Origin of the sequence: Lysinibacillus sp. CD3-6, from assembly GCF_006351725.2 — a bacterium.
Taxonomy (GTDB): Bacteria; Bacillota; Bacilli; order Bacillales_A; family Planococcaceae; genus Lysinibacillus.
Window position 1 is genome coordinate 1,339,102 of the sequence record NZ_CP085880.1, and the last position, 14,352, is coordinate 1,353,453.

General features: G+C 34.3%; 17 protein-coding genes and 1 other annotated feature. Of the genes, 12 read left to right on the forward strand and 5 right to left on the reverse strand.

The genetic code is table 11. The features are described 5' to 3' along the window. Positions 1-40 precede the first annotated feature (40 nt). Together FH508_RS06225 and FH508_RS06230 are read right to left on the reverse strand one after the other, a co-directional pair. Complete coding sequence (locus FH508_RS06225; RefSeq protein WP_173478169.1) at positions 41-670, reverse strand: LysE family translocator; 630 nt, start codon at positions 668-670, stop codon at positions 41-43. Positions 671-1,029: 359 nt separating this feature from the next. Continuing rightward, entirely contained in the window at positions 1,030-1,458 is a 429-nt protein-coding gene (locus tag FH508_RS06230) for a HEAT repeat domain-containing protein (RefSeq protein WP_173478170.1), read from the reverse strand. Between the two features lie 125 nt (positions 1,459-1,583). Between FH508_RS06230 and FH508_RS06235 the strand changes: the two genes are divergently transcribed. Continuing rightward, positions 1,584-1,790 carry a DUF6241 domain-containing protein gene (locus FH508_RS06235; RefSeq protein ID WP_173478171.1) on the forward strand — a complete coding sequence of 69 codons (207 nt, stop codon included), beginning with the start codon at positions 1,584-1,586 and terminating at the stop codon, positions 1,788-1,790. A 157-nt stretch (positions 1,791-1,947) separates the two neighbouring features. After that, on the forward strand, positions 1,948-2,565 hold the full coding sequence (locus tag FH508_RS06240) for a hypothetical protein (RefSeq protein ID WP_173478172.1): 618 nt from the start codon (positions 1,948-1,950) through the stop codon (positions 2,563-2,565). A gap of 183 nt (positions 2,566-2,748) precedes the next feature. Here the strand turns inward: FH508_RS06240 and FH508_RS06245 are convergent, their stop codons facing one another. Then, entirely contained in the window at positions 2,749-3,003 is a 255-nt protein-coding gene (locus FH508_RS06245; protein ID WP_173478173.1) for a GlsB/YeaQ/YmgE family stress response membrane protein, read from the reverse strand. 378 nt (positions 3,004-3,381) lie between these two features. Here FH508_RS06245 and FH508_RS06250 point away from each other — a divergent pair, with 378 nt between their 5' ends. From FH508_RS06250 to FH508_RS06285, 8 genes are all read left to right on the forward strand, one after another. Beyond that, positions 3,382-4,287, forward strand: coding sequence for an NAD(P)/FAD-dependent oxidoreductase (locus FH508_RS06250; protein WP_173478174.1), 906 nt, complete (start codon positions 3,382-3,384; stop codon positions 4,285-4,287). A 224-nt stretch (positions 4,288-4,511) separates the two neighbouring features. Beyond that, positions 4,512-5,009: a P-loop nucleotide/nucleoside kinase family protein gene (locus FH508_RS06255; RefSeq protein WP_173478175.1), complete on the forward strand. Its 498-nt coding sequence runs from the start codon at positions 4,512-4,514 to the stop codon at positions 5,007-5,009. A 201-nt stretch (positions 5,010-5,210) separates the two neighbouring features. After that, the gene (locus tag FH508_RS06260; protein ID WP_173478176.1) at positions 5,211-6,152 is read left to right on the forward strand and encodes an oxygen-dependent tRNA uridine(34) hydroxylase TrhO; all 942 of its coding nucleotides are present in this window, start codon (positions 5,211-5,213) and stop codon (positions 6,150-6,152) included. 301 nt (positions 6,153-6,453) lie between these two features. Beyond that, positions 6,454-7,347, forward strand: a complete 894-nt coding sequence (locus FH508_RS06265; RefSeq protein WP_173478177.1) for an SDR family oxidoreductase — start codon at positions 6,454-6,456, stop codon at positions 7,345-7,347. 230 nt (positions 7,348-7,577) lie between these two features. Next, positions 7,578-8,000 carry a stage III sporulation protein AH gene (locus FH508_RS06270; protein ID WP_217270264.1) on the forward strand — a complete coding sequence of 141 codons (423 nt, stop codon included), beginning with the start codon at positions 7,578-7,580 and terminating at the stop codon, positions 7,998-8,000. Between the two features lie 63 nt (positions 8,001-8,063). Then, positions 8,064-8,328, forward strand: a binding site (T-box leader). 64 nt (positions 8,329-8,392) lie between these two features. Beyond that, the gene (locus FH508_RS06275) at positions 8,393-9,610 is read left to right on the forward strand and encodes an MFS transporter (RefSeq protein ID WP_173478178.1); all 1,218 of its coding nucleotides are present in this window, start codon (positions 8,393-8,395) and stop codon (positions 9,608-9,610) included. 33 nt (positions 9,611-9,643) lie between these two features. Next, positions 9,644-10,057 carry a GNAT family N-acetyltransferase gene (locus FH508_RS06280; protein WP_173478179.1) on the forward strand — a complete coding sequence of 138 codons (414 nt, stop codon included), beginning with the start codon at positions 9,644-9,646 and terminating at the stop codon, positions 10,055-10,057. A gap of 222 nt (positions 10,058-10,279) precedes the next feature. After that, positions 10,280-11,353 carry a phosphotransferase enzyme family protein gene (locus FH508_RS06285; protein ID WP_173478180.1) on the forward strand — a complete coding sequence of 358 codons (1,074 nt, stop codon included), beginning with the start codon at positions 10,280-10,282 and terminating at the stop codon, positions 11,351-11,353. Positions 11,354-11,446: 93 nt separating this feature from the next. Here FH508_RS06285 and FH508_RS06290 read toward each other — a convergent pair whose 3' ends face one another. After that, a complete protein-coding gene (locus tag FH508_RS06290; protein ID WP_173478181.1) occupies positions 11,447-11,866 on the reverse strand; it encodes a hypothetical protein in 420 nt (139 codons plus the stop codon). A 340-nt stretch (positions 11,867-12,206) separates the two neighbouring features. Here FH508_RS06290 and FH508_RS06295 point away from each other — a divergent pair, with 340 nt between their 5' ends. Next, positions 12,207-12,644 (forward strand): DUF5412 family protein, encoded by a 438-nt coding sequence (locus FH508_RS06295; protein ID WP_228134414.1) that lies wholly within the window; start codon positions 12,207-12,209, stop codon positions 12,642-12,644. 121 nt (positions 12,645-12,765) lie between these two features. Here FH508_RS06295 and FH508_RS06300 read toward each other — a convergent pair whose 3' ends face one another. Continuing rightward, positions 12,766-13,407: an FMN-dependent NADH-azoreductase gene (locus tag FH508_RS06300; protein ID WP_173478182.1), complete on the reverse strand. Its 642-nt coding sequence runs from the start codon at positions 13,405-13,407 to the stop codon at positions 12,766-12,768. Between the two features lie 177 nt (positions 13,408-13,584). Here FH508_RS06300 and FH508_RS06305 point away from each other — a divergent pair, with 177 nt between their 5' ends. Next, positions 13,585-14,094, forward strand: coding sequence for an RrF2 family transcriptional regulator (locus FH508_RS06305; RefSeq protein ID WP_173478183.1), 510 nt, complete (start codon positions 13,585-13,587; stop codon positions 14,092-14,094). Positions 14,095-14,352 lie beyond the last annotated feature (258 nt).

The following is a 14,352-nucleotide window of genomic DNA, read 5'->3' on the forward strand; positions in this document are numbered from 1 at the left end:
TGGTTTCCTTTCGTGTTCATTTTATGCGCTGTTGTTGACTTTATTGGAATAATGCTTGGTAAGCTTGCTTGCCAAAGTAGATTCCAAAACCAATCATTAATAAGGCTGAGATAAAAGAGACTGTTTTCAAAAGCTTTATGGATAGTAATTTTCGAGCGACACTGGATAAAAAAGAATAAATAAAATCTATAAAAATAATGCCAATTAAAATAGAAGTACTGACTAAAATGATTTCATACCCTGTTGAAATATCAGACGTTTTTGCAAGTATGGAGCCGTAAATTCCCAGCCAAAAAAGGATGGTTAACGGATTCAAAAAAGACATGAAAAAACCAGACATAATCGAGTGTCTCAGTCTTGTTCTTTTACCCGTTTTCGAATCTATTTCAATTTTATGTAACGACAGTAAACTTTCGATTCCTGTATACAAAAGAACAAAACAGCCGAAAGACCAAAGAATTGTTTTTAGCCAGATGGAATTGATAAATTGTCCAATTCCATAATATACGATAAACATATAGATAATATCGGTCGTTATGGCACCTAGACTAAAAAACCATGCATGAAAAAAGCCATTTTTTAAACCTGTATTTATTAGGATAGACTTAACAGGTCCAATCGTTGCAGCCATTGATATACCTAAAAAGATATAGGTAACTATAGAATCCATAAAATAGCCTCCAATTATCAGATGTATTTGCATTTTATTCGAAGGCAATGACTTTTAGGACAATTTCAAAGTGCAATTCTAATAGCATTATTGGATTGGTAATCTCTGTTTTAGAGGTATATTTTTAATATAATTTTTTCAGATGTATATGAAGAGAGTAACGAAGTGATTTGATGAAACATCTTATACAGGTTATAAAAAAACTAGCTGAAAAAGCTTGAAAGACTCAAATCTATCTATTTATTGAACTAACGGAAAAGGTAAGTTTATTAAGATTAGCCGCAGCGAAAAATAAGAAAAAGTCATTCCCTCCACAAGCGGAGAGAATGACTTTCCTTTATAAATCGTAATACTATTGATTACAGTTTTGCCCAACGTTCTTCTAACCAACTCATAAATTGAACACCTTTGTCGCCTTCATACGCATCAAAGACATCTAAACGCATACGTTTTAGTTTATCCGCAAAGTCTGCCACTGTATGGTCCTTCGGCAAGCTCTTTTTAACTCGAAGGAAAATTTTGTCTGTTCCTTTGATAATATCAAAACGTGCAGGTGATGGTTTCTCTACGTCCTCGCCAAGCGCAACAAGTGCTTCATAGGCTGCTAATTGCACTTTGTGGACAGTATCATGCTGCATACGATTTTTTAATAAATCTATGATTTTGTCATGATGATAAGCCGATAATATTTCGACTGCTTCTAAACGCTCTCGCCAGCTAGATGTATAATTGGCCTGTTTTTTTAATGTTTCATAATGCTCAGGTAATGTTGCTTCAAACTGTTTCAAGTAATTGCACCTCTTTTTTTAACTAGAGGAAAAATGAATTCTTCTTCTGCTTCTTTTATTATACGTTGTCTTACTGAAAAAAGCGAAGAATCGAGGGTAAGCATATAAAAATAGCAAAGCTCAATATGAAAAATTACGACAATGGGGATGCATATGTAAAAATACTGGAGAGATGGTCGGTAGGCGATTTTTCAAATGCTGTTGATGACCATAATTCTATTTGGGAAATGCAAAATGGAGAGGTTGGAAAGGCGATTCGTTTATTAACGCCCGAAGAAGAAAAATCGCACATCAAATTTTCATTTTACAAAACCATTAAAACCAGAGAATAGTGGTCAATAATGAGCACTTTTAAACAGTAGACAAACTTAATGAATTTTAAGTTTTCACAATTAAAACGCGAGAACGTGATGGATTACACTTAAATTAAAGAGGCAGGATAATTGAAAAAGCTTTGGAAAGAATACCTCTAAAAAGGAGGTTAAGAAAATGAAAAAAATAGTTATTTCTGTCTTAATATTATTAACTTTAATAGGTACTATTGAGAAAGTATCAGCTCGTACATCACAATCAACTGGAAAAACGTTAGTAGTCAGTGAACACCAAGAATTATCCATAAAACAAGCTATTGAATTAGCATATCCTTCAGCAATAAAATGGAATGAAAATGCGCAATTATTAGATGCAATCAATATAGATTTAGATAAACCTGGTAAGGGAATTGGTGCAAACGGTAAAAGAAAAAATTGGAATATATCGTTTGGAGTGCCAGACACGAATAAATATTTTTTAGTAACTATCCATAATGGAGAAATAGATGGACTAAATGATTTAACAACAGAAGGTACTTCCCCTTATCCTAAAAAGGAGTTTATAGGTGTTAATGATATCAAATATGATTCACCTGAATTACTAAAAAAAGCATTAAAAATGGGCAATATTTATCCAGGTAAGGATTGGGCAAAAGGTTACAATTTCATGCTGAGAAAAGATACAGAGACAAATATTTCCTTAATGTTAGTAATCGGTTGGAATCGCGATCAAACAGAAATGACAGCAGTAGGATTTAATGTAACAACAGGAGAATATATTCCGCCAAAAAATTGATTCAATTTTCATTAATTGTGCTTGATTATTGAAGAGACCGTGCTATTCTTCTTAAATCAGAGAGCCGAGGATTGTTAAGTAAATAAATATAAAAAAAGCGGTCCTCCACAAATTTGTTTGTGGAAGATCGCCTTTTTTATTACACAATCACTCTTCACCGTATAACTAAAAAATCTATTTAGCTTACGATGCTTTACGCATTGATTTTAAAATTACGCTCACAATGAAAACTAGTATAATTGCTCCAATGAGTGCTGGGAAGATATAGAAATCAGAAATTTTAGGACCCCAACTACCAAGAAGCATACCGCCAATCCATGCACCGATAATACCTGCGATAATATTACCAATAATTCCACCAGGGATATCTCGTCCTAAAATTATACCTGCAAGCCAACCGATAATCCCGCCAATTATTAAAAACCAAATGAAACTCATACTGTCCATCTCCTATTTTGTATTTTAAATATTTCGCTATAGTGTTTAATAACCTTTATTAAACCTCTTCAAACTTAAAAGAGAAAAAAAGATAAAAATTAGTGGAAGTATGGTGGACATTCTTAGATCTCAAGGTAGCATTTATGGCTAATTTTAAAATTCAAGATTGGTCTTATTCATTAAGTAGCACTTGTGTTCAACAATTGGTGCATTCAGCTAACGGGTCAGAATAGTGGAATAAACAAAACTTCTTCGTTATAAAAACAAGAAAACCTATAATAGTGGTGTAAAGAATGGAAATCTATAATGTGGGAAATAATGTAGTTCTATTATGAAAGAACAATTCACAATAAAACCAATTCAATACGGAGGTAAAAAATGAATATCCTCGATTGTATCATTATAGGTGGGGGTCCTTCTGGGTTAAGTGCTAGCTTAACTTTAGGAAGGGCTAGAAGAAATATTGCATTATTTGACAATAGCACGAATAGGAATAGTGTGACACAAGCGTCACATGGATTTATTACCCGTGATGGGATAAAACCACAAGCGTTTAAAGAAACAGCGTTAAAAGAGTTGGAGAATTATCCGACCGTATCATATTTTACTGCAACAGTGAATGAAATTATTAAGGATTTTGGTAATGAGCGATTTATAGTCAAAACATCTAATAGTGAGGAATTTGTTTCTGAAAAAATAATACTCGCCACAGGTATTCAAGAAATATTTACTATTCCAAGTATAAGAAGGTTTTATGGGAAAAGTCTATTCAGTTGTCCGTATTGTGATGGCTGGGAGCAGAAAGATAAGCCATTAGTAGTTATTGCGGAAAAAGAAGAGCATGTACTGCATTTGACTAAGTTAGTTTATAATTGGTCGCAAGATTTGGTTGTCTTAACGAATGGAGCTCAATTATCTAAAGAAGGTACAATGGAGTTGCAAAAACACAATATCAAAATGATATCGGAAAAGATAAAAGACTTAATAGGAAATGACGGTTACTTACAAAAAATAGAGTTTGAAACAGGAGCAACAATTAGAAGAACAGGTGGATTTGTTGCCCCATCTTATTATCGTCCAAATCATTTTGCTGAGAGGCTTGGCTGTGATATTCATGAAGATGGAAAAGTTATAACTGATGGTGTTGGTAGGACAACTCAAAAAAACGTATATATTGCAGGGGAAACCGAAAGATCTAAACCATCCTCTTTAATGATTTCAGCTGCTAAAGGAAATAAAGCTGGGGTTTCAGTAAATACTGATTTAACGATGGAACGCTTTTGATAACGTCTTAACAGCTTAAACACTTCTGTACCAATGTGTTGTCACATATAAACATTATGTTAGAGTTAATATAAGAATTTATGAAGAACGGATTTTGATTTTAGAATTCGTTTTTTTCTGTTGCTTAAAAAGGAATGAAGTTTTTGAACTATCGGCTCATTTGTAAATTATAGTTTTACAAGGTAGGGCAACAACAAATAAAAAAAGCTCGGAGGAATAAAAATATGAAAAAATTAGGAAATCTATACTTTTTCTGTGGAAAAATGGGGGCAGGGAAATCAACTAAATCAAAACAATTGGCTATAGAAAAACATGCGGTACTGTTATCTGAGGACGAATGGCTGTCATCTCTTTATCCCAATCAGATCAATTCATTTGAGGACTATCTAAAATTTTCAGCACAGCTCAAGCCGATATTGAAAAAGCATGTCCAAAATATATTAAGTGTTGGTACAGATGTAGTGATGGATTTTCCAGGTAACACGCAAAAACAGCGAAAGTGGTTTTTGGATATCGCGTCAGAGGTCAATGCAAATCATCAACTAATTTTTCTTAATTTAAATAACGAGCAATGCTTACGTCAAATTGCACAAAGACGTAACGAACAGCCTGAAAGAGCAGTTTTTGATACGGAAGCGACGTTTATACAAGTGACAAAATTTTTTGAAGCGCCAGAAGCATCCGAGGGTTTAAAAATTTTAGAGGTTAGTGAAAAAGAATAACATCGACTTTAAAATCGAGTATCGTAAGCATGTATTGCATTTTAATCGCTCCCAGACTTTCTGAATTATTAAAAAATGTAATTATACACATTTCAGCCTAATTACCGATAGCATATTAAGTGATTATCATTTATGGTTAATAGGTCGTAAAAGAGACTATCAGGTATATCCTGCAAATATATGAAATGATAGGTGAAAAGTATGAATTATCAAGTTTTATTGTATTACCATTACACGAAGATTGAAGATCCAGCTGAATTTTCTACAACGCATTTAGCAATGTGTAATGAAATCGGTTTAAAAGGTCGTATTTTAGTAGCAAATGAGGGCATTAACGGTACTGTTTCAGGTACGATTGAGCAAACAGAACAATACATGGCAAATATGCAAGCTGATGCTTTATTTGAGGGCATAGTCTTCAAAATAGATGCGGCAGATGGCCATGCATTCAAAAAAATGCACGTACGCCCACGTCCTGAGTTAGTAAACTTAGGCTTAGAGGAAGACGTTAACCCACATGAATTAACAGGTCGCTACCTGTCACCAGAACAATTCCTTGCTGAAATGCAAGATGAAAATACAGTAGTATTAGATGTACGTAACACGTATGAATACGATGTCGGCCATTTTCGTGGCGCGATTCGACCAGATGTAGAAAACTTCCGTGACACACCAGAATGGGTACGTGAAAATCGTGAGCTTTTCGAAGGGAAAAATGTTTTAACATATTGCACGGGTGGAATTCGTTGTGAGAAGTTTTCAGGATGGATGAAACGTGAAGGCTTTGGTAATGTCGGTCAATTACATGGCGGTGTTGCAACATACGGAAAAGACCCTGTTGCGAAAGGTCAATTATGGGACGGTCAAATGTACGTCTTTGATGAGCGTTTAACAGTGCCAATCAATCAAGTAGAGCATGTAATTATCGGTCGTGATCATTATGACGGTGAACCTTGTGAACGTTACATTAACTGTGCAAACCCTGAATGTAACAAGCAAATCATCGCATCTGAAGAAAATGAAGCAAAGCATTTAGGTGGCTGTACAATCGAATGTACGAAGCATGAGCGTAATCGCTACATCGTGCGTCACAATTTAACAGAAGAGCAAGTAGCTCAAGCAATTAAGGCGTTACAAGCATAAGCACAAACATTTGTCTAACCATTATAAACATCATTATAGAGGTACTTAAAACACCTTCTGTAAGTGTTCAAACTATCCATTACAAAATGGACTAGTCTGCTCGCTTACATGAGGTGTTTTTTCTTTTGCAAGAATAAGTAAATAGCTAAAGCATAGGGAGGAATAGAACTGAAGCTGTTTAAAGTAAATAGTCACAGGGTATTCAAACAATGTAACAGGATTTGGTGAGTGTAAGCTCACAAAGTGTTTTCGATTTTTTTATGACAATTTAAAAATTATACAAAATAGGAGATGATAATTGATGGGAAACCCACATCTAACAGACCCACGTAAGAAATTTCAAACGAGAAAATTCCCGAATCAAGAACAGAACACTCCAGCGCTACAAAATGAAATGAGACCCAAACCTGACTGTGGAGAAGAATCATATAAAGGATACAATCGGTTAGAAGGGCGCAATGCCTTAATTACTGGAGGCGATTCTGGTATTGGTCGTGCCGCCGCCATTGCCTATGCACGTGAAGGAGCTAATGTAGCCATCCAATTCTTCCCTGGCGAAGAGGAAGATGCTAACGAAGTCAAAGAATACATTGAAAAAGCAGGTAGAAAAGCCTTACTGCTACCATATGACTTGCGAGAAGATGGCTCAGCGACAGAGATTGTTACAAAAACAGTGGAAGCTTTTGGCGGATTGGACACGCTTGTATTGAATGCTGCGCAACAAATCGCACAGCCTTCCCTAAGTGATTTAACAATCAAACAAGTGCAAGACACTTTCAAAGTAAACATCATCAGCATGTTTGAGACCGTAAAAGCTGCTGAAGAACATTTGGAACCTGGAAGTGCGATTATTACCACCACCTCAGTTCAATCTTTCGATCCGTCCCCATCTTTAATGGATTATGCCGCTACAAAAGGTGCGATAAGCAACTTTATGGTATCGCTATCCACATACTTTGCTTCTAAGGGTGTGCGCGTCAATGGTGTCGCGCCAGGACCAATATGGACGCCATTGCAATTAGATAATGGACAATTGCAAGGACAAATTCCTGAATTTGGGCAAAATACGCCACTCGGTCGTGCAGGACAACCAGTGGAGCTTGCGCCAGTATATGTTCTTCTAGCTTCTGATGAAGGAAGTTATATTACTGGTCAGATTTATGGGGTGACAGGTGGCAAGCCGATAGACTTGTAATGTTAATCACTACGCTCTCTACAGTTGGTGATTTGTGTCTCACGTAACCTCTACTGTTATGATCCGTAAAAGTTAAAAAAGAACACAGCTTGGTATGTTTCATAACCAAGCTGTGTTCTTTTTATAATTCAAATTTTACTGCAACTTGTTTTTTATTTACATCCTATTCGTACGATATAGTATCAATGCTATAATTTGGATATTGAAGTGAGGAGGTTTTACTATTGATTATGATTAGAGAAAAAGTTGAAGGGAAACGATACCAACAGCTTATTGAGTTTCTTGCAACGAGATGTAACCGTTTTGCGTTTGTAGAGAACAGACAATTAATGGATGATGAAAAACTGAGGCTAGCCTTTGTCGATGAAATAATGGCAGAAATAAAAGACCAAATTATCGACAGGAAAATTCAACGACAGTGGGAGACAACGATACTTGGTGAAAGTACAGCATTTGTTTTTTATTTTCATTTAAATAACGTTACGACACAATTTTTAAAGGAGCGAAGCAACTCACTTTTTGGTTGGATTACTCCAAAATTACCAGAGGATTTGATGTTTTATCAAGATGATCAATGTTTACTAGCAGCATGTTCGCATGAAGGTTTTTTTATCGTTGATGAAAATTTATGGAATAGTTTTAATGATGCATGAACAAAAAGCCGTGTATGTATTGAATTTTAATTTGAAATAGTATAAGATTTACAAAATTACATATAAAAAGCTATGAAAAGAAGAGTAAATATACGTACTATCTACAGAGACCTCTGGAAGCTGAAAAGGAGGGATAGGAAATATGTTGAAACAAGCCTCGGAGCTGTGCATTGGATTTGTTTGTAAAAGCAATGATGATGCAACGTATTCTCACGTTAACGAGATAGAGTATCGCAGGTGTTTTATTTCACAATGCCGTACTCGATAAGACTTCTACAGCGATGTAGAAATGAACTGGGGTGGCACCGCGATATGACTCGCCCCCAAGATGAAAATCTTGGGGGTGAGTTTTTTTATTTTGTTTGACTAAAAATAAAAATGGAGTGGTGAAGATGTCCAGATGGAAATATCCTTTAATCCTTTTAGGGGGAATAGGCATTTCAAATGTCGGTGCATGGGTGTACCTAATCGCACTAAACTTAATTATATTGAATGAAACAGGTTCTCCACTTGCAATTGCTATTTTATATATATTAGGTCCCATTGCAACAATATGTTCGAATGCTTGGGCAGGTAGTTTAATTGATCGGATAAATACAAGACGACTTATGATGTGTTTAGATATTTTTCGAGCAATTTGTATTGCGTTAATTCCGTTTTTACCTTCATTTATTTATGTTTATGTACTAGCTTTTATCATTAATATGGGCAGTGCTATTTTTCAGCCTACTTCTATGGTGTATATGACAAAACTTATACCAGAAAACGATCGGCAACGTTTTAATGCGCTACGTAGTTTTATTAACTCATGTGGTTCACTAATTGGCCCTGTCATCGCTGGAATCTTGTTTTGGATGGGGACTCCTTATACGGCCATTCATATTAATGCAGTGGCTTTATTTTTTTCAGCATTCATAATTATGATGCTACCGAATGTTGATACAAGACTCAACGAGACAGAGGCGCAAAGATTTACATGGGACTTGATAAAAAAAGATTTTCGCATGGTATATCATTTTAGTAAGAACGATACCTATATCACAAAAATATATTTAATATTTAGTGGGACTACGATATTTATGACTGCGATTGATTCCCTTGAGGCAGCGTTTGCTAAAGGCATCCTTTCCATATCAGACACCAATTATGGCTTTTTATTAAGTATCTTTGGAGCGGGCATTATAATAGGATCAATTATTAACTCAGTATTTTCAAAACAACTTGCAGTGAATTTATTAATTGGTATGGGGACTATTTTTACCTCAATAGGTTATGTCGTCCTTTATAGTTCGAGTGGCTTTATGAGTGCAGCAACAGGGGTATTTATAATAGGGTTTGCAGTTACATTTGCAAATACAGGATTTTTGACGTTCTACCAAAATCATGTTCCTGTGAAGATGATGGGGAGATTTGGCAGCATCTTTAGTGTCATTGAAGCGGGTTGCATTGTAGCTTTAACAATTGTAATAGGGTTAGCTGCTGAATGGACTGCCATCCGTCCTGTTGGATTAATGGGGTCATTTGCCTTTTTATTATTAGGTTTATTGGCATTGAAAGCTGTAACAGGTGCAAAAAGGCAGAAGTATTTTAAAAAAGAGTTTCTACTTTAAACAATTAGTGACACACAAATAGGAGGCGGAAAAATGAAATATATTGAATCAGATAATGTGACTAAACAGGAAAAAGAATATATTTTTCAAGAACTATTAAAATACAATCTTGAAAGTATTGAAGAAAAGCTAATAAGAGATATTGGTCTATTTGTAGAAGATGAAAAGGGGAAAAGGGTTGCGGGTTTGATTGGGGATACACATGGAAATTGGTTGGAAGTTGAGTATTTATGGGTAAGTGAAGAACTTCGTGGACAGCATATTGGTACCGAATTGATGATGAAAGCTGAGAAGATTGCTATGAACAGAGGATGCAAATATGCTTTCCTAAATACGTTTAGTTTTCAAGCACCCGATTTTTATATCAAGCTAGGCTATCAAGAAGAATTTGTCCTCAATCATTATCCGCTAACGGGGAAGCGATATTATTACACAAAAACGCTTTAAGATTTACTAAGCTACATTATTCATGGGAGTGAGTATGGATACTTGTCAAACAACTGTTTTAATAAAAAAGGTATATATGGTAATATATAGAATATATTAATTAACTTATGAAGCTTTGTCATTATAAGTTAATTAATTGGATTAAATGAAAAGGATGGGATTGTTCCAATCAATACTAACAAAGTTTCTAATTATTTCAGTCACTCAGAGAGGAGAGGGTTTATGACTTATAATGAGGTTGTTAAAATCGGTGAGACATATTTACTTCCATTAATATCAAAGTTGTACCAGTTGGAAGGTTATGAAATCAAGCCGATAGAAGCACATACTGGAGGGCGTAATGTTGTCTATACATGTGAAAAAGAGGGTGCGGACGCCAAAATACTCAGAATTGCCTACTTAAATGACAGAGGCAGGGAAGATTTCCTTGGTGAAGTTGAGTATATCAGATATTTATTCGAACATGGCGGAAGTGTTTCAGATGTAGTCAACTCTATGAAGGGGAACCTCTTGGAAGAGCTTACTCATAATAATCATACCTTTTTTATCTGTCTATTTAAAAAGGCTAAGGGAAAAATGCTTGTGGAAAATAATTATCGGTACAGGGAAGGCGTTTCGATTACCGAATATTATTATAACTGCGGTAAAGTCCTCGGGAAATTGCACCAATTATCGAAAGAATATAATCCCGTCCATCGTCGGTATAGTTTTCTTGATAAATATAATGTCGAATATATCAATAGCTTGATACCAGGCTCCTTTACTTTGCTTAAGCAAAAGATGGTAGAGCTACTTAAAACCTTAAAAGGATTGGACAGGGACAGTGAGTCATTCGGTATGATCCATTTTGACTTTAATGATGGGAATTACTCGATAGATTTTGATAGTGGACAAATCACTGTATATGATTTTGATAATGCATGTTTCGGTTGGTATATGTATGACTTGGCTGATCTTTGGACACAAGGAGTGGGTTGGATACAATTTGAACAAGATCCTCATGAACGTAAACAGTTTATGGATGATTATTTTAAAATCGTCCTTGAAGGATATCGTTCCGAAACTCATATTAGTAATACGATGGTAGATCAATTACCCTTATTTATAAAAGCAACTCTTATGGAGAATATTCTAGATAGATTTGAAATAATGCAGAATAATGGCGAAGAGCGGGAGTGTGATGAGGGGCTGTCATATCTCATAAAATGCTTGGAAGATGATATTCCGTATAAGGGATTTTTCAATGAAATCTATTCGTGTGAAGAACCCTTTGAGTATGAAAAACAACGCATTTAAACATTGTGTAGTAGCCTTTAATTTCAATATGTAAGGAAAAAAGGACTCGATTCCACTAAAGGGGAATCGAGTCTATATTATTAATGGCTAGGTTTATTTATTCAATTCCTTATATAATACATATTTTAAAGCAGAAATTTCTTCTTCAGATAGTTTACCTTCAATTTCAGATAATACTTCATCCTTACTAATAGATCCGTTTTGCACTTGTTCCTGAATTTCAAGTATACGATTAATGCCTACTTTTTTTATTAACACACGTGTCGCCTCTTCCTTAGTTTGGAAGGGGAGAGTTTCTGGATTTGTAGTTGCTGCTTCACTTACAATTTCTTGAACCATCGAATCATTCTCGATATACGATTTTACTTCTTCTAAATTTGCATCATCTAAATTAGATTCCACTTTTTCAATTATTTTTTCGGAAGCGATATTTGTCCCAAAATGCCACACAGCATAGCCAGCTGCTCCGAGTAAAACAAGCATTATCGCGGTAATTGTTAAAAACTTTTTCATTCACTCACTCCTGACACTTTGAATATAGCACAACTTTTCAAAAACCACGAAGAAAAGCTGCTATTATTATTTAAAATTATGTGGGAACCAAAACAGATCAATTTGCATCTTTATAGATAGATATATAGTTTTTTTCTGAAAAAAATTACATAACCATTCAATGAACATTTACTTTAAAATATTTTAGTTTCATGTACTTCACTTTCAGAAAGGGAGAATTATTATACTCATTTTATTTGGTATCTTAATTGCATTTATTACTATTCTTTTATTTTTCATTTTCTGTACGAATGTCTTAATTTCCGTCATTAAAAAGAAACCCTTTCCTAAAAAAATGCTAATGGCAACGCTATGTGGGATGGCTTTAGTATCTACAATCTATCTATATGAAACATATTTTTTTACATTTAATGATATAGATCGAGAATTCGTCCAAAAGGGACCTGGCCCTGTCGTATCCCCAACAGAAAAGTATACTGCCAATGCTTATTACGAGCCATACGGTGGTGCAGCAGGTGGAGTGAATGTCTGGGTAGAAATTAAAAACAATAGTGAGAATAATAATGTACATACAATTTATTATAGTGATGCAAAAAGTAATTTTTCTATGAAATGGCTTGATGAGGATATCTTGTCTATTATAAATGTTGACCCAGATTTTCCAAATTCAAATCGAAGTATTAAATTAAAAGTAGGTAAAGAGATTTATCACGAAAATGGATTGGCTTGTAAAAGTTTGTTAATGAAAGGCGATTATGACACTTGTTATCAAGATTAATATCCCCTAAACAACCTGCAAGAGCCATAATCGAAAAAGTGTCGAATGATAATGTCTTTCGGAAATAAATAGTAGAAAGGGAAGAAGCAGAAAATATCGCTTTCTTCCCTTTTTAATTTCATTATTTAGTAGCTAATTGTGACGCTAATTGCTGTGCTTCAGTTGCAGCATTTTTTAAAAGTTCTTCACGATTTATTATAGAAGATCCTTGAACACGCATAATTTTATAATCTTCTATGCCTATAAAATTAAACATAGATTTCAAATATTTATGTGAGTACTCTACTTCTGTATACCAATCGTTATTTGTATAAATAGAACCACTTCCTTGGATAATAACCATACTTCGACCGTCATTTAATAATCCAACTGAACCGTTTTCAGTATATTTGAATGTTTCTCTTGCAATCAAAATGTTATCCATATAATCTTTCAATTTTGATGGTACATTGAAGTTGTGCAATGGATATGCAATGACATATTTATTGGCACTTTTAAATTGCTGGACTAACTCATGCATTCGTGAGATAGCATGTAATTCTTCATCAGTTAGTTTTTCGTTGTTTGCTTGTTTATTCCAAGCGGTGAAAATAGTTTTATCCAACTGGGGAATATAATCGTCATATAAATTAATTTGCTCTATGATTTCTTCATCAGAATTTTCTTCTTGATAAAAGTCCATAAAATTGCGTAAGCCAACTAAACTAACGGAAGTTGTAGAATCGAATTCAGGATGCGCATTGATGACTAAAAGTTTACTCAAAGTTGTGTTCCTCCTAAAAATTCCTATATAATATCGATTGTAGACAATTTTAATCGTGGATAGAATTTGTCTGTAATTAATATATAGCTTTTTTCTTTTTCCGTCAATGATGTGGACTTATTGTATTTTTCTATGCGAAATATTAAAATATCTTCTTATAGGAGTAGGTGAATAAATATGAAGTATAGTGTAATGGTGGAATATGCTTTACATAGTTTGGTGTATTTGATCGATATACCTTCTGATGAAACAATTGGAATTAAAGATTTAGCAGAGTTTCAAGGATTATCAGAAACCTATTTATCGAAAGTTTTCAGTAAATTATCAAAGGCTGGCATTGTAATTTCGGTTCCTGGTGTGAATGGTGGTTATAAACTGGCTAAGGAACCAACTAATATTTCTTTTTGGGATGTCATTCGAGCAGTCGAAGGTATTAAGCCAATTTTTCAATGCAAAAATATCTTAAAAAATAATGTGATGTATCAAGACGATGAGAAATGCCAATCGTGTACAACTAACTCTACTTGTACAATTAACATGGTTATGTTAGAAGCAGAAAATCAAATGAGATTGTTTCTTCAAAAAAAGACACTTGATTGGTTGAATCAGGTACTCGATTCAGCGTTATCGGAAAAAATGAGAGAAGATTCAAGGAAATATTTTATTAAAAGAGGTACTAGTATTTAAGGTGTTTCTTATCGGTCTATTGGGTATAAAGCACTTTGTATTTTCCAATAAATAAATGTTTTATAAAACTTGTTAATGCTATTAAAGCTATTGAGAAATACTATTTAAATTGCAAAAAAATCGCAAATAGTGTTGACACTTATATAATATTTTCATATAATAGTCCTAATTTTATAAGCAAACACTCACGAGTTCGTGAGTGGCGGAATTTTGTAGAGTTTTAGCTCTGTTTCATTCGCTCGTCGTCTATTTATAGTC